Genomic DNA, 21,218 nt, shown 5'->3' on the forward strand with positions numbered 1-21,218 from the left:
GGCTATGTGGCCCACGGGACAACCCGGTGGTACCACGATGACCGTATTCGCCCTGCTTCGCGTGACGCCCGTGACCGACGACGACATCACCGAGGACGTCGCCGCCGCGATCGACGCCCTCGAGGAGCACGACGTCGAGTATCGGACGACGCCGATGGCGACGATCCTCGAGGCCGAGGACGTCCACGAACTGTTCGCGGCGTGTGCCTCGGCCCACGAGGCGGTCGGTACCGCCGAGATCCAGACCACGGTACAGGTCGAGGAGAAACGCGAGGTCGAGATGGCGGCGGAGGACAAGATCGACGCCGTCGAGTCGGAACTCGGACGCGAGGCCCGCAGCGAGGGCGGGATCGACGGCGGCGGGGACTGATCGGAGCCGCGGCCGATCGCCGTCGCTCAGCGAGCGTCGACGGTGTGTGCTTCCGTCGCGAGCGGTGCGTGGGTCGTGGATCGTTCGGGACACGGAATGGTAGTCAGGCACGCTCGTTTGAGCGGTCGGTCGACCGATCAGTTGCTCCCGACGACTTCTCGCTCCCACTCGTCGAGCCAGTCGGTGAGGTTACCCTTGAGTTCGTCGTAGCCGAAGAAGACGGTCTCCTCGGGTTCGATGGCGTACTCGGCGTAGGCCTCGGGGAGTTCGGTTTCCTCGTTGACCGGCCCGGTGACGTTGCGGTTGGCGATCTCGGCCTGCGTTTCGGGCTCGAGGATGAAGTCCATGAACTCGTGGGCGAGGTCGTCGTCGGAGCCGTCGGCGAACCGGGCCATCCCGGCCATGTTGGCGTACCCCTGGTCGTTCAGGGTCGAGACCCGGTGTTTCTCGAGGTCGTTGCCGAACCGACTCGCGTAGACTCGATCGTTCGTGTAGGAGACGACGACCGGCACCTCCGCTTCCTCGAACTGGGTGTAGACGTCGCTCCAGGAGTTGAGCACCCGGACGTCGTTGTCGATGAGAGCCGACCAGTAGTCGAGGTAGCCGTCCTCGTCGAACCGATCGATCGTCCACAGCAGGAAGAGCAGTCCGGTCGTCGAGTCCTGGGGGTTCGAGAGCGCGATCTGGCCCTCGTAACGATCGCCGAGCAGGTCCTCGAACGTCTCGGGTTCCGCGACGTTCCGACCGTCGTAGACGATCCCGCAGTGGCTGCGGAACGTCGGCACCGCGCGGCCCTCCGGGTCGAAGTAGTATTCGTCGCCGACGTTCTCGGCGTTCGAGAGGACGCTCTCGTCCGTTTCGGCGAACAGGTCGCCCTCGAGGTTTTCCTCGACGCGGACGAGGTTCTGCGGACGCACACCGAGGAACAGTTCGGGTTCGATCTCGAGGCCCTGGTTGTGGCGTTCGGCGTAGTAGTTGAGTTCCTGGTCGGGGGTGTGCCACTCGAGTTCGACGTCGTGGCGCTCCTCGAAGGTCTCCTTGATCCAGACGCCCGGGCTGTCGCTCGGCGCGTCGACGAAGGTGCTGTAAGTACCGACCGCGAGGACGTCGTCGTCTTCCACGGAGCCTTCGGTATCGCCGCTGGTGTCGCCGCCGTCGCTTCCCCCGTCGTCGCCGTTGCTGCCGTTCTCTCCGTTTTCGACGTCTACTGCGGAGCAGCCGGCCAGCCCGGTCGTCACGAGTGCGCCACTGGATGCGAGAAACGCTCGTCGTCTCATGACCTGGTGGTCGCACCCGGTGATACGTAAGGGAATCGTTTCGGTAGCCACAAGTCAGCGGCCGTCCTCGGCCGAATGACGGTCGCTATCGTCGATGGTTGGGAGGGCGATCCGGGCCGTCTCGGGGACTGCCGCGTTCGGATCCGCGAACTCGAGGCGCCCCGTCGCGGCCAGGGTCCGGAGCGCGTAGAGGGTCCGGTCGTCCGGCGCGCGCTCGAGGATGCGATCCTCGACGGCGCCGTACCACGCGAGCGGGTGGTTCCCGGGCTCTCCCCACCCGGTTCGCGGGACGAGAAACGGCGGTTCCCAGTCCCCGTCGCGTTCGGTGAACTGCCGTGCCGGGGTGTGTCTGATCAGATTCAGGCACCGATCGACGGGCGCGAGCGTCCGGTCGGTGACGGCCGCGCGCTCTCGAGAAACCTCCGCCGCGCGAGCGTAGTATCGGCGCGCGAGTTCGGCGTGGAGTTCCTTTTCCCGGCGCAAGCCCAGCGGAACGCGCTCCCAGGCCCGCACGTACGCCGGATCCCACAGCGGGAGCCACCAGTCGACGCCAGCCTCCTCGTAGGCCCGACAGTCGCCGTTGGTGAACGTCGACATGCGGCCGCGCCACTCCCAGCGCTCGTAGGCCGCTGCGGCGGTCCCGGGGTCGGCGACCGCCTCGGCCTCGTGGTCTCCCAGCAGCCCCCGCCGGATCCGTTCGCGGGCGGCCTCGTGGAACCGGTCGTCGTCCCACTCCCAGAGCGCGTAGTGGGTCTCGAGGACGTAGTCGATCAGCGCCTCGAGCGAGGGTTCGATCGCGTCGTTCCCGTCGGCGCTCGAGCCGCAGCCGACGGTCCCTGCCGCGGGTTTTTCGTCCTCTCCGACGAACGTCGGCACCCGCTCGCTCGGCGTCGCGACGGTGTGGCCGGGACAGTAGAGCCCGTCGGCGGGCAGTCGCCCCTCGTCTACGAGTGTTCGGAGGGCGGGCCACTCGGCGAGGAAGGGGAGCGCGTCGCCGCCGAACGCTCGCTCCCGGTACCGTTCGCCCGCCGGTCCGTGGTACCACTCCCGCCAGGTCGACTCGTCGTAGGGAACGTGGGCCCATTCGATACCGAGACGGTCGGCCACCTCCCGGCTCACCTCCACGTCGGGGTGGCCCGACCGGCCGAACGTGTAGCCGATCACCTCCCGGCCGCGCTCGGCGAGCGCCGCCGTCAGCAGCCGCGAGTCGTGGCCGCCCGACAGCGGGAGGACGATCGGCCGGTCGCCGGCGACGCGCTCGAGGCGGTCGAGCGCCGTTTCGAGGGCCGACTCGAGTCTCCGGAGGTGCTCGTCACGGCCGAACCGGGACTCGCTTGCGTCGCGATTCGCCGCGCCGGCCGGCCAGTACTCGCTGTCGGTCCGTCGGGTGATCCGACCATCGCGGATTCGGACGACCTCGCCGGCCTGCGTGCTGTAGACGCCGCGCCAGACCGTCTCCGGCCCGGTCACGTACCGCGTCAGCAGGAACTCGCTCTCCGTGACCGGATCGGTTTCGGCCTCGAGCCGGTCGCGGACGAGTCGCCCTCGGTCGGAGACGATCGTCCCCTCGCCGTCGTAGTACAGCGGTATCGAACGTGCACCATCAGCGACTAGGAACGTCGCGTCGTCGCGGACGGCGACGACCGCGTAGAATCCCTCGATGTCGGCGGCGGTGGCCGCGACGGCCTCGAGTCGAGAGCCGTCGCTCGCCCCTCGCCCGTCATCCGCCAGCGGGTCCAGAAACCGTTCCGCGAGGTCGGGGCCGCCGAGGACGGCGTCGCCGTCGAACGCCCGGCCGCGAACCGCGACCCCGTCGACGCGTGTCCAGTCGGCCGATCGGAGGGCCGTTTCCATACCCGTGATTTCGGGAAGGAGTATATAGGCCCGGCGGTGGGGAGGACGTCGACCGGTTCGACGATCCAGCGGTCACACCGGCAGCGCCGGACCGACGTGATGATATCCCCCCAGCCTCGGCTTCGGCCGTACGGTCGCTCGAGACGGGTGTCGGGCCGATTCACGGTTGTCGGTACGGGACCGACCGGGAACGGGAGGAACACGATGGGGGGCTTCGACGTCCCGGCCAGTGAAATGGAGACCGGAGATATGGGACCTGGGAGCTACTGACGGCGGTACCGTTCGTCCACGGAGGGCTCCCGGACCGGGATTTCCACCGTCGACGTCTCGTCGAAGCCAGCCTCGGTCGCGGCCGACGAGCGGTCCGTCGTCGACTCCTCGAGCGTGGCCGTAGCCTCGGTCCGCTCCTCGAGCGCGAGTTGCCGCTTCCGTTCGGCTGCGTCGTAGGACGAGCCGAGCGCGATCAGGAACCCCGTCATCGCGGTCACGAGAGCGACGCTTCCGATCGCGACGATACCGATCGAGACGAGCGTCCCCGAGAGAACCTGGCCGGCCGTCAGCAGCGACACCGCAGTCACGGCCGCGATGAGCGTGAACAGCCGGGCTAGCCGACCCGTATCGAGGCCGGCGATTTCCTTCTCGCCCGTCGTATCGCGCAGCACGGACAGGACTCCGTCGTAACTGTCGCCGCTTCGGGCGTTCCCGGCCGAGTGGATCGACTGGGCGATCCACATGCCGGCAGTGAAGTTGAGCAGCGCGACGAACGAGACCAGTCCGATCTGCCCGTCGACGAACAGTCCCGTCACGATCGCACCCGTGAGCGAGAGTGCCATGATACCGTGGGTCACTAGCGACCGCGTGCCGAAGTCTTCGAGGCTGTGGGAGTATCCAGAACTCATACTACTGAGTAGGGGCCCAGCGCTCATAGAACGAACACCTACCAGTGCAACAGTTCGAACGCCGTGACTGTCCGCCGATTTCGACCCGTCCGGGTGGCGGAATCGCGTCCGACAGTTACTCCGTAATCGACTTCTCGAACTCGAGGTCCGGAAACGGTTCCCGAACGCCGACCGCTACGAGGGACCGTTCCCGCGGTGGTGCGACGAATCGATCACCGACGTAGTGGCCAAGTAATCGAACGGCGGCCCGTCGCTGCTGGCGGATTCGGACGGTAGTTCGCGACGTATGGCCGCGTTCAACAGATCGCAGCCCACTTACCGCCACCCCGAGAATCCACGGGCATGCAGATCAAAGACCGGGAGCCCCTGGAGGGCGGACGCGAACGGGTCACGGTCGTCCCCGAGAGCGTCGACGACCTCTGGCACCTCCAGTACGTCCTAGAGCCCGGCGACCGCGTCGCCGGCGACACGACCCGGCGGATCCAGCGCAACGACGACCAGATACGCGACACCGGCGGCGAGCGAGAACACATGTGGGTCGCCATCGCCGCCGAAGACATCGAGTTCCACAAGTTCGCCAACCGGCTTCGGGTCGGCGGTGAGATCGTCGCCTGTTCGCGCGAGGACCAACTCGGCTTTCACCACACGTTGAACGTCGAGGAGCGCGACGAGATCTCCATCGAGAAGCGGTTCAAGCCCGACCAGGAGGCCCGCCTCGAGGAGGCCGAAGAGGCCACGGAGAACCCCGACGTTGCGATCGCGACCGTCGAGGAGGGGCAAGCCCACGTCCACACGGTCGCCCAGTACGGGGCCGAGGAGCGGGCGTCGATCACCGGCCCCACCGGCAAGGGGGAGTACGCCCGCGAGCGCTCGGAACTGTTCGCCGAACTGGCCGACCTCCTGAACCGACAGGACGCGGACGCGATCATCCTCGCCGGCCCCGGCTTCACCAAACAGGACGCCTACGACTACCTCGAGGACGAATACCCCGAGGTCGCCGAGACGGTGACGATGGTCGATACGGCAAGCGTCGGCGACCGGGGCGTCCACGAGGTGCTGAAACGCGGCGCGGTCGCGGACGTCCAGCAGGAGACCCGCATCGAGCGCGAGGCCGAGTACATCGACGAACTCACCGAGCGCATCGCCCAGGGTGCGAAGGTCGCGTACGGTCCCGAAGCGGTCGAGAAGGCGGCCGAGTTCGGCGCGATCGACCGACTCCTGATCCTCGACGACCGACTCCGCAAGGAACGCGGCCCCGAGGGCGAGTGGGACGTCGACGTCGACGGGATCGTCCGCACGACCGAGCAGAAAGGCGGCGATGTGACCGTCTTCTCGAGCGAGTTCCCGCCGGGCCAGCAGCTGTCGAACCTGGGCGGTATCGCCGCGCTGTTGCGGTATCGCCTGGATTGATGTGGTGTCCCCTGATGACGATACCGATGGCGACGGCGCCCGCGACGGTGACGGCGCCCGCGACGGCCGCCATCCTGTGGCTGCTCGCGATCCTTCTCTACGGCCTCGGCGACCTCGTCACGACTGCCGCGGGGCTGCGTGCGGGGCTGAAGGAGGGCCAGCCGTTCGTTCGGCGACTGCTCGGCGAGTCCCCCACGGCGTGGCGGCTCGGCCTCTTCGGTCTGTACAAGGCCGTTCTGCTGGGCGGGTTCTACCTGGCATATCTCGCGCTCGAGGGGCTGGAGGTCCGTTTCCGGTTCGCGATCCCGGCGGGGATCGCCGCGATCGGCAGCTACGCCGTCGCAACCAACGTTCGGACTATGCTGACCGCTCGGTAGACGAAGATGGGTCGACGGGGATCGCTTCGCCCGTCTCGATCAACTGGATCAGTACCGATGCGAACAGCGACCCGGAGCTCCAGATCGCCGTCTCGCTGCCGTCGTCGTCGACCACGCTCAGCAGAATGCCGTCGTCCGCGATGGCGATCCGGCCCGATCGCCGGTCGGTCTCCGGGAAAGTCGCGGGCGTTTCGACCGTGACTCCCTCGAGGGCCTCCAATCGCTCGCGGACCCGGTCGTCGCGGCTCAGCCCGATGGCGACGGTTCCGGTGCTCGAACGCTCCTCGAGTGCCCGTTCGATCCGGTCCGTGAACAGTTCAGGGAGCCGCGTTCCGAAGACGATCCGTTCCTCGGCGTCCGAGATCAGGTCGACGACCCGGTCGTCGATACGGTCCCGTCCCCGGACGGTCCAGATGTCCTCCCGCGTCTCCTCGCCGCTGGACTCGCGTTTGACCTCGTCGACGTACTCGAAGGCGCGCTCCCGCTCCTGCTCGAAGCGGTTGCGCAGCGTCTCCTCGGCCTCCTCGAGGCTGACCGGCCGGTAACGGATCGGGCTCGACTGCTGGGTTTCGACCAGGCCCCGGGCCTCGAGGCTCTCGGCGACGCTGTAGACCTGTGACCGCGGGACGTCGGCGACGCGGGCGACGTCCCGCGCGGTCCCGGAGCCGAGGCGGTGGAGCGCGATGAACACCTTGGCCTCGTAGCTCGTGAGCCCGAGCCGTTCGAAGGCGTCGATAGCCCCGTTCTCGTCGACGCTCATCGTCGATCACCCCGGTCGGCGTCCTCGGTCCCGTCGCCGGGGCCTTCGGAGTCCGTCCGTTCGTCGGCCTCCTCGACCGCCAGCCCGCCGTCGCTCGCCGCCGTCGTCGGGTCCCGGCTCCGGCGTCGGTCGAAGGAGACGTCCGGCCCGAAGTACCGCGTCCAGAACACCAGCAGCGCCGGCAGGACGACGACGCTGGCCAGGAACGCGTACGTGATCGTCAGCGCGGTGATGATCCCGAACTGGCGGAGCACCGGCAGGATTGCGAACGCGAGGGTCCCGAAGCCGCCGATGGTCGTCGCCGCACTGCCGAGCAACGCGCCACCGGTGCCGGTAACCGTCGTATCGAGCGCCGACCAGACGTTGCCCTGGCGCTCGAGTTCGAGCGTGTAGCGGGCGCTGACGTGGATGCTGTAGGCAACGCCGAGGCCGATCGTGAGACTGGTGATCATCCCGGTCAGCACGTTGAACGGCATCCCGACGAGGTACATCGTCCCCAGGATCCAGCTGGTGGCGAAAGCGACCGGCAACAGGGTGACGGTCCCGAGCGTCGCGCTGTTGCCCGTCAGCCAGTAGGCGGCGGTCAGGAAGAGGAAGACCGCGACGAGTGTCACCAGCAGACTCTGGAGAACGGTGTCGAACAGGTCCTGTTCGACGATGTAGTTGACGATAGGATCGCCGGTCGCGATGGCGCTGACCCTGGCATCGCCGTCCTCGAGCCCGGCCGCGATGGCGCGCATCTCGTCGGTCGTCTCCGCGAACGTCGCCTCGCCGTCGGTGGCCACGATCAGCCGAGCCGAATCGTACTCGCCGCCGTCGGTGCGGTGGAGGACGTCGCGTGCGCCTTCCTCGTTGGCCTCGAACAGTTCGTCGTACAGCGCCGTCACGTTCTCGTCGGGGACGCCGTCGCCGGTCGTGTCGGCGGCCTCGAAGGACTCGTTGAACGACTCGTTTCGTGCCGCGGTTTCCTCCATCACCGACAGCGGCCCGCGGACGTCCGCATCGCCGTTCGCCAGCGTGTACGCGACGGGGCTGTCCGCGGCCTCGTTCCGGGCCGCCTCGAGTTCCTCGAGGACGTCGCCGTCGGCCACGTCGCCCTCGACGAGGATCTGAGCCTGTGCGTCCTGGCGCTGGAAGTTGGCGTTGATGTAGTCCAGGTCGTCGGCGGCCTGGTACTCGCCGGGTGCCATCGCCGCGGGCAGGTTCTCGGTCCAGTCGGGCGGACTCTGCGCGAGGAAGTCCTCCTCCTCGAAGCTGGTGTCGACCTGGCTCGCGCCGTAGACGCCGCCGGCGGTGAGCAACAGGACGGCCACGACGAGGGCGAGCGGGATCCGACGCGCCGCAACCGATCCCGCCGAGAGGACGGTACTGAACCGGCCGCCGCCGGTCCCGAACGCCCGCTTGTGGCGGTCGTAGCCCCGGTCCTCGAGCAGCGAGTCGATCTCGACCTTCGCGGCGGGGATCAGCCCGCCGAAGACGACGAGCGCCGCGAGGATGCCGACGGCGCTGACGACGCCGAACTCGCGGATGGGCTGGATCGGGCTGACGAGGTTCGCGAGGAAGCCGATCGCGGTGGTCGCGGTAACCCAGACCAGCGCGACGCCGACGCCGGCGAGGGCGATCGTCATCGAACTCCGGATCGCGCTCGAGCCGGTTTCGGGATCGCGTCCCGCGGACCGGTCGGACCTGCGCTGTGTCTCCCGCTGTTCCCGGTGGCGCATGAACACGTGGATCGCGTAGTCGATCGAAAGCCCGATCAACAGGACGGGCACCGCGACGAACATCTGGTTGAACGCGATCCCGGTCCAGCCCATGAAGCCGAACGTCCAGACGAGTACTGCTACGATCCCGACCAGTCCGAGAGCGATGTCCAGCGGGTCCCGATAGGCGATCAGCAGCGCCGCGGCGACGAACGCCAGCGCGAGCGGACTCACGATCGCGAGGCTGTCACCCATCGAGCGGTCGATCTCGTCGGTGATGACGCCCGCGCCGAAGACGATCTGGTCGTGATCGTGTGCCGTCGCCAGCTCCCGCAGGTCGAGTTGGGCCTGGACGACTCCCTCGTCGCTGTCGGCGGCCGCACCCATCTCGAGGCTCTCGCCGGCGGTCTCCTGGGTGATCGAGGTCATCCGGGCGTCGGCCTCGGTCGAGCCGGGGTCGTAATCGGAGGGCATGAAGGCCAGCCCCGCGCCCCCATCGTCGTCGTCCGAGAGCGTCTCGTCGAGTGCCTCCTCGAACGCCTCGTCGTCGATCTCCTCCAGGGTCTCGATCTGCTCCTCGAGTGACGGTCGCCCGTCGTCCTCCTCGAGTTCCTGCCAGTCGTCCTCGAGGGCTTCCTGGTCCGCTTCGAACTCCTCGAAGTCCTCCTCGAGTTGCTGCTGGTCCGCTTCCAGTTGTTCGGAGTCCTCCTCGAGGGCCGCGTACTCCTCCTCGAGAATTCCGGTCGTCGCGCCGGCGTAGACGCCCTCGAGTTGCTCGTTCAGTTCCCCGTACTCGGGCACCGACTCGGGGTCGTCGGTCGACTGCTCGATCCCGTACAGTTGCGACTCGATCTCTCGAGCCTGATCGGCGAACGCCTCGTACTCGGCCGCCCGCTCGTCGTCGAGGTCGGCGCTGGCAGTGACCTCCTCGAGGAGCGCCTCGTACTCGGCTTCGATCTCGTCGACGCCCTGCTGGTACTCGGGGTCGTCCTCGTCGTAGGTCTCCTCGAGTTGCTCGTACTCGCGCTGGAGGTCGCGGGCTTCGTCGATCCCGGCCTCGAGTTCCGCGCTGGTTGCCTCGAGTTCGGCCTGTCGCTGTCCGAGTTCCTCGCCGCGTTCCTCAAGGTCCGCACTGCGTTCTTCGAGTTCCTCGCCACGTTCCTCGAGGTCATCGCCCCGCTCCTCGAGATCCTCGATCTCCTCGTTGGTGATCGCCGTGATCGCGACGAGGTTCTCGACGCCGGTGATCGGCTCCTCGTCGACGAGCGTTTCGTTTATCGACTCGTTGTCCCTGATCTCCTGCTGGAACTCGAGGGACTCGAGCAACGACTCGCGGGTGAGGACGTTCCCCTCCCTATTTATCAACTGGACGCCGGTCGTGTTCTCCTCGTCGCTGGCGACGAACCGGTCGTCGATCTCCTCCATCGCCTCGGCCTCGGGCGAGTCGGTCTCGAACTGCTCGAGCGAGGAGTCGTCGTCGACCATCGGTGCCCCCGCGCCGACCAGGGCGGTGGCCAAAAGAAGAACGACGAAGACGGTTCGGGAACGGTTCGTGACGACGCCTGCGAGTTGCTCCGGGAGGCTCATTCGACCGCCTCCCTCGAGCGGCGCGGGTTGTTCGTGGCGACCATGCTGTTGTTACGATCCTACAAACGACGCTCGCGTAAACACATTAGGATTTTTACACTATCGTGAACGTCACGATTCGCGACGGGTCGTCGCGTAACAGTGGGCAGCAGCGTAACTCCCTTATCGAGTCAAGATCCTGAATTAAACCAGGCGATTCGGCAACTACGTGTGAAAAGCGGGCATCAGCGTTTTTATCAGGTTCAGATTATGCCCAGTGAGCCGTACGAACTACAGAGCGTGCATGGTTCACGCTCGGTATCCAATCGTAGCGGCGTGATGATCGTTCAATCCAATTCGGACGAAGGGAACGATACGTGAACCGGGGTCACTCATCCTGATTCTGACTTGCAGGAAGCGTAAACGAAAAGATCGACCCCTCTCCGGGTTCTGAGTCGACCCAGATCTCGCCGCCGTGGCGCTCGACGACCCGCCGAGCCAGCGCGAGGCCAATGCCTGTCCCCGAGTGTTCTTCGTGGGTGTGCAGTCGTTGGAACACTTCGAAGATACGCTCCTGTTCATCAGGATCGATCCCAATACCGTTATCCTGTACTGAAATACTCCATCGGTCGCCATCACGCGTGGCGGAAATGTCGACCTTCGGTGGCTCGTCGCCGCTGTACTCGATCGCATTACTCAGCAGGTTCTGGAAAACCTGGCGCAACTGGTTGTCGTCGCCATCTACACACGGGAGATCGTCGGTCGTGATATCAGCGTTCCTCTCGTCGATCCGCATTTGGAGATCGTCGCGAACGTCATCGAGGACATCGTCGAGGTCGACCGGTTCGAACGGATCGCCACGCGTTTCGATGCGCGAGTACTCGAGCAGCCCGTCGATCATTTGCCGCATCCGCTCGGCGCCGTCGATGGCGAACTCGACGAACTCTTCGCCGTCTTCGTCGAGCGCATCGCCGTATCGATTCTCGATCAATTGGAGGTAGCTCGTGACCATTCGCAACGGCTCCTGGAGGTCGTGGGAGACGGAGTAAGCGAACTGCTCTAACCGTTCGTTCGACTCCTCGAGTTTGCGCTGGTACTCCCGTCGTTCGGTAACGTCTTGGACGACGAGCATCCCCGCAAACACCTCTCCGCCGTCGTTTCTGAGGGGCAAGGTATAGGCGAACAGATTTTGATCGTTGTACTCGGCCTCGAACGAATTCGCCTCGCCCTCCAGCGCAGCCTCGAAGTACGGTTCGATCTCCTCGACGATGTCGTCCGGATAGATGTCGTAGACACTGTTTCCGATCCGATCCTCCGGAGAGACACCGGTCGCGTCCAGCAACTCCCCACCGATGGCCGTGTACTGCAGGTCATCGTCGAACAGGCCAACCGCACCGTTTGGGAAGTTTTTGACGAGTGTCCGGTAGCGCCGTTCGGACTCCTCGAGCGCACGTTCGCGCTCCTTTCGTTCGGTGATGTCAGTGTAATGCTCGATGCGGCCGCCGGCGTAGAGCCCGGACTCGATGGGCTGGCTCCAGTGGTTTACCCAGCGTTCCTCGAGGCTCCCCTCGCCGAGGACGTGGCTCTCGAACTCCTCGGTGTAAGTGTTGTCCTCGTAGGTGGCGGTCACGCGGTTGGCGAACCGTTCGGGCTCCTCGAAGATACCCGCGATCTCCGCCTCGATGAGCGCTCGTTTGTTCCGACCGACGATCGTCTCGCGATCGAGTCCGAAGAATTCCTCGATCGCCTCGTTGATCCAGACGACCTCGAAGTCGGAATTCAGGATGAACGTTCCCACGTCTGATGTGTCGAGGACGTCGTTCGTCAGCGACCGATAGCGCGCCTCGCTCTCCCTGAGTGCCTGTTCGCGCTCCTTGCGCTCGGTGATGTTTTCGATGGCGAACACAGCACTCTCGATCTCTCCGTGGTCGTCGTAGACCGGCGCTCCGTTGATAGAGATCCAGACTCGTTCTCCATCCGGACGAGATATTCCACTGACATGATCGAACACGGGTTCTCCGGACTCCATAATTTGCGGGAAAGGCTTCTCGTCATCCGGGAGTGGTTCGCCGTCAACGTCGACTTCGGTCCACTCGGGATCGTCAAAGCTGAGGTCGTTGATCCGGTCTTTGCTCCGACCGTAGATTTCCTCAGCGCGGTCGTTGGCGAACTGCATTTCGCCGTCACTGTCAACGATCGTGATGCCGATTGGACTCGTTTCGACGATCGTTTCGTAGCGGCTCAGTTCTCGTTCACGTCGCTTCCGTTCGGTGATGTCCCGGGAGTAGACCGACAGGCCCGATTCAGAGGGATAGATGGCGTTCAGAAACCACTTGTCCCACGGAGGATAGTAGTCTTCGAAGACTACGACCTCTTGTGTTTCAAGAGACTCATACAGTGCGTTCTCGTACGTCTCCGTGAGATTCTCGGTACGGATGTCCGAACCAATTGCGTCCTCGTTCAGTTCAAAAAGGTCCGCTGCAGTGTCGTTCAGATAGCGAAAGCGGAGTTCTTCGTCGAGGGCGTAGAACCCGTCCGAGATTCGATCGAAGACCTTGCCGAGGTCGCTGTCTACCGCATCCCTTTCCTGCCCCTTCGGTAACGCTTGTCCGTCCGTGAATGGCTGCCACCACACGCGTCCGTTCCCTCCGACTTTCTTTGTGTCGAGTCGGTCGTGACCGACGAGTCGTTCCAAGCGCTCGTAGGTGCTCCGGCGGCCGAGGTCGAGTTGTTCGGCCACCTCGGTTGTCGTCATGGGTGCCCCTCCCGATTCGAAGAGAGCGAGGGTTTCTCGAAGTGTACTCGTCAATTGCGAATCGGTCACTGCTTCAGTTACTGATGACACACATGAATAAGCCCTCCGGCGTTGGAGTCTGTATAAGATAAGGAGAATTACAAGTATTCTTCGCGCAGGATATGCGCTCTATATTCACCACCCCACATCTGACAGGAACCGGAGAGGTCACAAATCGTCGTGTTACACCGCTCTCCTGTCCTGGGAGCGGATTCACGTAACAATTCAAATAAACGAATCTCGTTGATAATTGCTGGTAAAATGGCACCGGAAGTCCGACACGGACGCTAGCACGAGGGGGCGCCGAAAAAGCAACTGCTGCTGACAAGACGAATCGTCGGCGAACTCGTCACTCCACGGTGACCGTCTTCAGATCCTCGGCGAACCGAACCTCGCCGTCGTAATGGGTGCCGATCGACTCGAGCATCTCGTCGTGGCGGCCGTCCGTGTGGGGGTAGAGGTGGGTGAGGTAGACCCGGCCGATGTCGTGGCCGGAGAGTTCCTGCCCGAGGGTTTCGGGCGTCGGGTGGTTCGAGACGTCGACGTCGTCCGGGAACGAGCAGTCGTGGGCCAGGATCGCCGACTCGTCGGCGAAGTTCGCCAGGCCGGCGAAGGCCTCGCTGTCGCCGCTGTACGTGAACAGGTCGCCGAACCGGTAGGCGAGACAGGGCAGCGAGTGGCGGGTTTCGTAGGCCGAGACGTCGAACCCGGCGACGGAGAACTCCCCGGCGACGACCTCGCGGACCTGCAGGTCGATCCGCCCCTCCATGTAGTCGTGGACCGACAGCAGGTCGTCGACCAGCCCCTTCGTCCCCTGGGGGCCGACGATCTCTAGGTGCTCCTCGCCGGCGAGCCAGCGGGCTTTCATCAGCGGCAGCAGGTCCGCGACGTGGTCGAGGTGGTGGTGGGTAAGCAGGATCGTCGACACGTTCTCGTAGCCGACGCCGGACTGCTGGAGCCGGTGGAGGACGCCGGACCCGCAGTCGATCAGGAGCGTGCGGCCGTCGTCCTGCACCAGGATACCGGTCTGGAAGCGTTCGCCGGTGGGCATCGCGCTTCCGGTCCCGAGAAAGGTGATGCGCATGCGAGTGGCTGTGCCCGGCCGGGGCAAAAGGATTGCGCTGGCCGCCGGATCCGGAGCCGACGACGGCGCTTTCCGTCACTCGAGGGGTGCCTTCAGGTCGACCACCGGCGATCCGTCGAGCATATCCACCCCGGAGACGGCGAGTCGACGCCCGTCGACCGCACGCACACGGCAGGTCGTCACGCAAATCGGGTTCGGACGGTGGGGCGACCGCGTCGAGAAGACTCCTCGCTCCCCGTCGCGGACCCGGAGGACTGACCGATCCGCCTCGTCCGCGATCCAGAGGACGTCGACCGTTTCGCCGTCCTCGATGCCCTCGAGTCCGGGCTCGAACGCCGGCGCAAGGACGATCTCGCCGTGGGTGGGCTCCTCTCCCTCGAGTCCCTGCCGCGGGGCCTCGTCGCTCGTCTCGAAGGGCGTCCGAACCTCACCGATCGGCTCGAGTTCGAACGGTGGTTCTGTCATCGGTGGGGGTTCGAGCGGGGATGGCTTGAACCCCATCGCCAGTGGACCGCGGGACGACAGTCCGGACGATACTACCTTCACATATGAAGCTGCATTCATTCATCGGTCGACAGAGTTACCATCGGGGTCCGACACAATACGCCTCCGTCTGGAAATCGAAGGCTACCAGCAACAGTTATTCGGCGTGGAAACGGACTCGAAGACCGTACCTCCGGATCGATCGAACATCTCACCGCACCCGGATCGTAGCTATCGGATCGGAGTTCCCGAACACTCGGTTGGGCAGTATATTCATATAATCGGGGTAAAAACGACGGGGTAAGGATCAGGGCCGGCGGGATCGAGATGCGGGCTCGATCGGTCGGCCGGAAGAACGGGACGAGAGGAACGGACACCACGGGGTCACAGACCGGGTCACGACGAGAGCTATCGTATGACTATGGCATCAACGCTCACCGAAACCGGGGGACGGACTGGAAACGACGAACAACGTGGCGGGAGTTTCTCGTCGTCGGTTACGGTGCTGCTCGTCGACGACGACGAGGCCTTCGTCGAACTGGTCGCTGACTACCTCGAGCGGGAACACGGGTTCGCGACCCACACCGTCACCCGGGCGGATCGGGCCCTCGAGTTCCTCGAGCGCGGAGCGGAGACCGTCGACTGTCTCGTCAGCGACTACCGGATGCCGGGCACGGACGGACTGGAACTGCTCGAGACGGTGACCGACAGCTACCCGGAGCTTCCATTCGTGATGTTCGCGGGGCAGGGCTCCGAGGAGGTTGCGAGCCGTGCGATCCAGCGGGGTGCGGACGACTACCTCCAGAAGGACACCGGCCGGATCCGGTACGACCTGCTCGCGACTCGGATCCGGAATTGCGTGACGATCGCCCGCCAGCAGCGACAGCTCCGGAACCTCTACGATGCGATCGAGGACGCGGGCCACGCACTGGTGGTCACCGATCGGCAGGGGACGATCACGTACGCGAACCCGTCGATGGCGGCGCTGTCGGGATACGAGGTCGAGGAGTTGATCGGCGAGACGCCGGCGCTCCTCAAGTCCGGCGTCCACGACGACGAATTCTATCAGGATCTGTGGGAGACGGTTTCGAACGGCGAGGTCTGGCAGGGCGAGGTGGTCAACGAGCGCAAGGACGGGAGCCGGTACGTCATCGATCAGACGATCGCCCCGGTCACGGCGGGCGGACGGACGATCGGTATGGGGGACGGGGACGACGTCTCCGGAGATGGCCCTCGACCGGCTGTCGAGGGGTTCGTCGCGATCAACCGTGACGTCACCGAGCGCAAGGAACGCGAGCGGGAACTCCGCCAGTTCCGCAACGCGGTCGAACGCGCCGGCCACGCCGTCCTCATGACCGACGCCGAGGGGAGGATCGAGTACGTCAACGAGGCGTTCGAACGAATCACGGGGTACGACCGTGAGGACGCGGTCGGCCGGACTCCGGCGATCCTGCGATCCGGCGAACACGACGAGGCGTTTTACCGTGAACTGTGGGAGACGATTACGGATGGAGAAGTCTGGCAGGGCGAGGTGATCAACGAGCGCAAGGACGGAACCCAGTACGTGGTCGATCAGACCATCGCACCGATCACCGACGCCGACGGGGAGGCGGTCGAGGGGTACGTCGCGATCAACCGGGACGTCACCGAACGCAGGGAACGCGAGCGGGAACTTCGCCAGTTCCGCAAGGCCGTCCGCCACGCAGGTCACGGTGTCCTGATCACCGACGCCGCAGGCACGATCGAGTACGTCAACGAGGCGTTCGAAGGGATGACCGGCTACTCGAGCGCGGAGGTCATCGGCCGAACCCCCGCGATCCTCAAGTCCGGCGAACACGACGAGGGGTTCTACCGGGAGATCTGGGAGACGATCCTCGAGGGCGAGGTCTGGCAGGGTGAGGTGATCAACGAGCGCAAGGACGGAACCCAGTACGTGGTCGATCAGACCATCGCGCCGATCACCGCGACCGGGCAGGGCGGAGGTGGCGACGGCACCCCTTCGCCGGACGACATCGAGGGCTTCGTCGCGATCAACCGCGACGTGACCCGACTCAAGGAGTACGAGCGGGAACTCGAGGGGCAAAACGAGCGGCTCAAGGAGTACGGCCACACCGTTGCACACGACCTCCGGAACCCGCTGACCCTCCTCGAGGCCGAACTCGAGACGCTCCGGACGGTCGCCGAGACGGCCGATTGCGACGACGAGAGGGTCGACCCCGCGGCCGTGCGGGACCGGTGTTCGAACGTCGACGAGGTCGTCGACCGGATGCGAACGCTGATCGACGACCTGCTGACGATGGCCGAACAGGGCCAGCTGGTGCTGGATCCGGACCCGGTCTCCCTCGAGACGGTCGCGGCCGAAGCACACCGACAGATCGGTTCCGACGTCGACCTGTCCGTCGAGGACACGACCGTCGACGCCGACCCGGACCGGTTGCGCGAACTCCTCTCGAACTTGCTTCGCAACGCTGTCGAACACGTCGGCGAGGACGTCGTGGTCCGCGTCGGTCCCCTCGACTTCGAGGACGGATTCTTCCTCGAGGACGACGGGCCGGGCATTCCGGAGTCGGACCGAGAGCGGGCGTTCGACCGCGGGTTCACGACCGCCGAGGACGGCACGGGGTTCGGGCTGGCGATCGTCGAGCGGATCGCAAACGCACACGGGTGGGACGTCGCCGTGACGGAGGGGAGCGACGGCGGCGCCCGGTTCGAGTTCCGTGTCGAGGGCGGCGAGACGGATCGTTGAGGGGCCGTCTCCCCGCGGCACGTCGATCGCGAGACGACGAGCGCGTCGAGAGTCGCGACGGGGCGCGACTGCACCGTCGCAGTTCGATTCTCACCCGGTCGTAATCGGCGAGGGGTTCTCGGTCCATGCGGGCATACCCTAACATAGAAGGCCAGTGACTCCCGCTCGAATCCACCTCGAGTACTACGACAAACTCCTGCTCGCCATTGTCGCGAGCCTCGGGTTCGGAATGGCGATCGGGCTTGCAACGTCGGTCGCTTTCCTCACGGGCCTGGCGGGTGGCGCGGTGCTCGCGACGGTGTTCGTCTACGACGCGATGTTCCGGAATCCGCCGATTCCGGCCGGCTCCGCGCGGGCGAAGGTCGCCGCCGTCGTCTGGCACGCGTTCCTGCTCGTCACAGTCGGCGCGGCGGTCGTCTGACCTGTCGACGGTTTCCGGGCGCGTTTTACTTCCGCCTCGGTGGCCAAACCCTCTTACACGCCGGGTCCTCAGTCCACGGTGATGGACGGAACCGACGGTCTCGAGTTGCCCGTCGACGACGCCCTCCCGTTCGATCCGGCCGAGACGACGATCGAGGACGGCGACGTGTTCGCGTTGCTCGAGCCCGCGGTCCGCGAGTGGTGGCTCGAGGAGTTCGGCGAGTACGTCCCCGAGAACGACGGCTTCTTCACGCCGCCACAGCGCGGCGCGATCCCGAACGTCCACGAGGGGGAGAACACGCTGATCTGTGCGCCGACGGGGTCGGGGAAGACGCTCGCGTCGTTTACCTCGATTATCGACGAACTGTACAAGCGCGACCGCGACAGCGAGGAGGGGCTGGAGAACTCCGTCTACTGCCTGTACGTCTCGCCGCTGAAGTCGCTGGCAAACGACATCCACCGCAACCTCGAGGTGCCCCTCGAGGGGATCGAGTCGATCGTCGCCGACCGGGACGACCAGGAGATGGGCGAGATCCGCCACGCCATCCGCCACGGCGACACCTCCTCGAACGACCGCCAGAAGATGCTCGAGGAGACGCCCCACATCCTCAACACGACGCCGGAGACGCTCGCGATCCTGCTGAACTCGCCGAAGTTCCGCGAGAAGCTCCGCACCGTCGAGTACGTCATCGTCGACGAGATCCACTCGCTGGCCGCCGGAAAACGCGGCACCCACCTCTCGGTGAGCCTCGAGCGACTCGCGGCGATGGCCGACGGCGAGATCACGCGGATCGGCTGCTCGGCGACGATCGAGCCGCTCGAGGAGGTCGCGGAGTTCCTCGTCGGTCGCCGGGAGCCTGGCGGCGAACCGAGGGAGTACGACATCGTCGATGCCCGCTTCGCCCGCGAGTTCGACATCGAACTCGAGTGTCCGACCGACGATCTGATCAACACGCCCCGAGAGGTCGTCCAGGAGCGGTTCTACCGACAGCTCCACGAGCACGTCCAGGACCACACGAACACCCTCGTATTCACCAACACCCGGTCGGGCGCGGAACGGGTACTGCACAACCTCCGCGAGCGGTTCGACGGCTACGACGAGGACAACTCCGCCTGCCACCACGGCAGCCTCTCGAAGGAGGTCCGACAGGACGTCGAGCGGCGGCTCAAGGAAGGGAGCCTCGACGTCGTGACCTCCTCCACCAGCCTCGAGCTTGGGATCGACATGCCTCACGTCGACCTCGTCGTCCAGGTCGGATCACCGAAGTCGGTCGCCGCCCTCCTCCAGCGAATCGGACGGGCCGGCCACCGCGTCGGCCAGACCGTGACCGGCCGGGTCATCGCTCTGGACCGGGACGAACTGCTCGAGTGTGCCGTCATGCTGAAGAAAGCCGAGGAGGGGTTCGTCGATTCGGTGTCGATCCCGGAGAACGCCCAGGACGTCGCGTCCCAGCACGTCTACGGGATGGCCATCGCCGAGGTCCGCCCCGAGTCGGAGGTGAAAGCGATCCTCCGGCGGGCGCATCCGTACCGGAACTACTCCGAGACGGAGTGGGAGTCGCTCTGTCGCTACCTCACGGCCGACTACGCCGGCCTCGAGGAGAAGAACGTCTACGCGAAGATCTGGCGCGACGAGAACGACCCGCCGGACGGCGAACACCACTACGAGGAGTTCCCGGTCGGCGAACCCCTCATCGGCAAGCGGGGCCGGCTGGCGCGGGTGATCTACATGACAAACATCGGCACCATTCCGGACTCCTTTACCTGCGACGTCTACACCCGCGCGAGCGACGAGTGGGTCGGCCAACTCGACGAGGACTACCTCGACACCTTGGAGAAGGGTGACGTCTTCGTCCTCGGCGGCGATCACTTCGAGTACCGCTACCGGCGGGGCTCGAAGGTCTACGTCGACCGCACGAGCGCCCGCCCGACGGTTCCCTCGTGGTACTCCGAGCGGCTCCCGCTGTCGTACGACCTGGGCCGGGAAATCCTCGCGTTCCAGGGCCAGCTCCTCGCACACTACGACGAGGGCGGGCCGGCCCGCGTCCGCGCCTGGTTGCGGGAGTTCCCGCTCGACGACGACAGCGTGCGGGCGATCGCGCGGCTGTTCGACCACCAGTTGCGGTACGCCGGCGAGGAGAGCGTCAGCACCGACCGTCGACTCGCGGTCGAGGTCGAGCGTGACCGCGAGGAGTACGAGCGCCACTACTACGTCCACTCGACGTACGGCCGGAAGTTCAACGACGGGCTCTCGCGACTGCTGGCCTACCGCTGCGCCCAGGAAGCGACGGCCAACGTCCGCGTCGCCGTCGCGGACAACGGCTTCGTGCTCTCGATGCCGCTCAACCGCAAGGTCGATCTCGAGGCGATCCTCGCGGACCTCGAGGCCGACCAGGTCCGGGCGGATCTGCGGGCAGCCCTCGACGGCACGGACCTGCTCCAGCGGTACTTCCGGATCAACGCGACCCGCTCGCTGATGATCCTCAAACGCTACAAGGGCTACGAGAAGTCCGCGAGCGAACAGCAGGTCTCGAGCGAGATGCTGCTGGGCTTCGCGGAGGACTTGTCGGAGTTCGCCGTCATCGAGGAGACGTACCGCGAGATTCTCGAGGACAAACTCAACGTCACGGAGATCGAGGACGTCGTCGACGCGATCGACACCGGCGATATCGACGTGGAACGGCACCTCGTCGACTCCCCGACGCCGCGGGCGTTCGGCCTCGCGACGCTGTCGGCCAGCGACGTCGTCCTCGCGGAGGACGAGAGCGCCGCCCTGCAGGCGTTTCACGACCGCGTGCTCGAGGAGATCGGCGACGACTCGCTTCCGGGGGTCGCGTCGGAGGACTGACCGGGCTGGGAGTCGTCCCCGAGGGACTGCCGGCGAGACGTAACGCTTGCATGCCCTCGGGACAGTCTCGAAAGTATGACCGACGACCCGATCCTGAGCCCCGATCCCCCGGAGTGGGACTTCAAGGATCGCGACATCGCGATCCTCTGTGAGCTCTCGAACGATCCGCAACTCTCCTCGCGGGAGTTGACCGACGTCCTCGAGGCGGAGTACGGTATCGACGTCTCCCACGTCACGGTCAGCGAGTCGATCCGGCGGATGCGCGACGAGGGGGTCTTCCGCGAGGCGATCATCCCCAACGAGGAGTACTACATCTTCGCGCTGTTCGAGTTCAAGTTCAACACGGAGAACTTCGCGGACGGGTGGCGCGACGCGATGGAGTACATCGAGTCGGACAAGCACACCCTCTTTTTCTTCCTCTCGGACGGCGAGTACCAGTGGAAGACGGTGATGATGTTCCGAACCCGCCAGCAGGTCTCGAAGTGGATCCACGAGTTCTACAAGGAACACGGGGCCGTGATCTCGAACCTGCGAAACTCAGCGGTTCACAACGTGCTCAAGTTCCGGACGGATCCGGAGATTTACGAGGACCTGCGGCCCGACGGCGACGGCGAGTGACCGGCTCGCGCC

At 65.5% G+C, this 21,218-nt stretch carries 15 protein-coding genes; 7 read left to right on the forward strand and 8 right to left on the reverse strand.

All coding sequences use genetic code 11. The features are described 5' to 3' along the window. The first annotated feature begins 37 nt into the window (after positions 1–37). Positions 38–370, forward strand: a complete 333-nt coding sequence (locus CHINAEXTREME_RS09575) for a thiamine-binding protein (protein ID WP_010546586.1) — start codon at positions 38–40, stop codon at positions 368–370. A 137-nt stretch (positions 371–507) separates the two neighbouring features. On the opposite strand, the gene CHINAEXTREME_RS09580 is transcribed toward CHINAEXTREME_RS09575, so the two are convergent. The 3 genes from CHINAEXTREME_RS09580 to CHINAEXTREME_RS09590 all read right to left on the reverse strand — a co-directional run bounded on the left by CHINAEXTREME_RS09580 (position 508) and on the right by CHINAEXTREME_RS09590 (position 4,400). Beyond that, positions 508–1,647, reverse strand: a complete 1,140-nt coding sequence (locus tag CHINAEXTREME_RS09580) for a thiamine ABC transporter substrate-binding protein (protein WP_029601551.1) — start codon at positions 1,645–1,647, stop codon at positions 508–510. Between the two features lie 54 nt (positions 1,648–1,701). Then, positions 1,702–3,501 (reverse strand): asparagine synthase-related protein, encoded by a 1,800-nt coding sequence (locus CHINAEXTREME_RS09585; RefSeq protein ID WP_007143319.1) that lies wholly within the window; start codon positions 3,499–3,501, stop codon positions 1,702–1,704. A 263-nt stretch (positions 3,502–3,764) separates the two neighbouring features. After that, positions 3,765–4,400 (reverse strand): hypothetical protein, encoded by a 636-nt coding sequence (locus CHINAEXTREME_RS09590; RefSeq protein WP_044961658.1) that lies wholly within the window; start codon positions 4,398–4,400, stop codon positions 3,765–3,767. Between the two features lie 342 nt (positions 4,401–4,742). Here CHINAEXTREME_RS09590 and CHINAEXTREME_RS09595 point away from each other — a divergent pair, with 342 nt between their 5' ends. Then, complete coding sequence (locus tag CHINAEXTREME_RS09595; RefSeq protein WP_007143321.1) at positions 4,743–5,810, forward strand: mRNA surveillance protein pelota; 1,068 nt, start codon at positions 4,743–4,745, stop codon at positions 5,808–5,810. A 26-nt stretch (positions 5,811–5,836) separates the two neighbouring features. Next, positions 5,837–6,187: a hypothetical protein gene (locus tag CHINAEXTREME_RS09600; RefSeq protein ID WP_007143322.1), complete on the forward strand. Its 351-nt coding sequence runs from the start codon at positions 5,837–5,839 to the stop codon at positions 6,185–6,187. On the opposite strand, the gene CHINAEXTREME_RS09605 is transcribed toward CHINAEXTREME_RS09600, so the two are convergent. The 5 genes from CHINAEXTREME_RS09605 to tsaA all read right to left on the reverse strand — a co-directional run bounded on the left by CHINAEXTREME_RS09605 (position 6,168) and on the right by tsaA (position 14,556). Next, positions 6,168–6,947, reverse strand: a complete 780-nt coding sequence (locus CHINAEXTREME_RS09605; RefSeq protein ID WP_007143323.1) for a TrmB family transcriptional regulator — start codon at positions 6,945–6,947, stop codon at positions 6,168–6,170. The two genes, CHINAEXTREME_RS09600 and CHINAEXTREME_RS09605, sit on opposite strands and share 20 nt — an antisense overlap. Then, positions 6,944–10,234 carry an MMPL family transporter gene (locus CHINAEXTREME_RS09610; protein WP_007143324.1) on the reverse strand — a complete coding sequence of 1,097 codons (3,291 nt, stop codon included), beginning with the start codon at positions 10,232–10,234 and terminating at the stop codon, positions 6,944–6,946. The genes CHINAEXTREME_RS09605 and CHINAEXTREME_RS09610 overlap by 4 nt, the downstream gene beginning before the upstream one ends. Positions 10,235–10,601: 367 nt before the next feature. Then, positions 10,602–12,968 (reverse strand): PAS domain-containing sensor histidine kinase, encoded by a 2,367-nt coding sequence (locus CHINAEXTREME_RS09615; protein WP_007143325.1) that lies wholly within the window; start codon positions 12,966–12,968, stop codon positions 10,602–10,604. Between the two features lie 388 nt (positions 12,969–13,356). Next, positions 13,357–14,091, reverse strand: a complete 735-nt coding sequence (locus CHINAEXTREME_RS09620) for an MBL fold metallo-hydrolase (protein WP_007143326.1) — start codon at positions 14,089–14,091, stop codon at positions 13,357–13,359. Between the two features lie 75 nt (positions 14,092–14,166). Continuing rightward, complete coding sequence (tsaA, locus tag CHINAEXTREME_RS09625) at positions 14,167–14,556, reverse strand: tRNA (N6-threonylcarbamoyladenosine(37)-N6)-methyltransferase TrmO (protein ID WP_007143327.1); 390 nt, start codon at positions 14,554–14,556, stop codon at positions 14,167–14,169. A gap of 433 nt (positions 14,557–14,989) precedes the next feature. Between tsaA and CHINAEXTREME_RS09630 the strand changes: the two genes are divergently transcribed. From CHINAEXTREME_RS09630 to CHINAEXTREME_RS09645, 4 genes are all read left to right on the forward strand, one after another. Continuing rightward, a complete protein-coding gene (locus CHINAEXTREME_RS09630; RefSeq protein WP_238593385.1) occupies positions 14,990–17,320 on the forward strand; it encodes a hybrid sensor histidine kinase/response regulator in 2,331 nt (776 codons plus the stop codon). 154 nt (positions 17,321–17,474) lie between these two features. Beyond that, the gene (locus CHINAEXTREME_RS09635; RefSeq protein ID WP_007143329.1) at positions 17,475–17,741 is read left to right on the forward strand and encodes a hypothetical protein; all 267 of its coding nucleotides are present in this window, start codon (positions 17,475–17,477) and stop codon (positions 17,739–17,741) included. An 81-nt stretch (positions 17,742–17,822) separates the two neighbouring features. Further along, positions 17,823–20,588 (forward strand): ATP-dependent helicase, encoded by a 2,766-nt coding sequence (locus CHINAEXTREME_RS09640; RefSeq protein WP_007143330.1) that lies wholly within the window; start codon positions 17,823–17,825, stop codon positions 20,586–20,588. A gap of 75 nt (positions 20,589–20,663) precedes the next feature. Then, positions 20,664–21,206 carry a winged helix-turn-helix domain-containing protein gene (locus tag CHINAEXTREME_RS09645; RefSeq protein WP_007143331.1) on the forward strand — a complete coding sequence of 181 codons (543 nt, stop codon included), beginning with the start codon at positions 20,664–20,666 and terminating at the stop codon, positions 21,204–21,206. The last annotated feature ends 12 nt before the right edge of the window (positions 21,207–21,218 follow it).

Source organism: Halobiforma lacisalsi AJ5, from assembly GCF_000226975.2.
In the GTDB taxonomy this organism is placed as follows: Archaea; Halobacteriota; Halobacteria; order Halobacteriales; family Natrialbaceae; genus Natronobacterium; species Natronobacterium lacisalsi.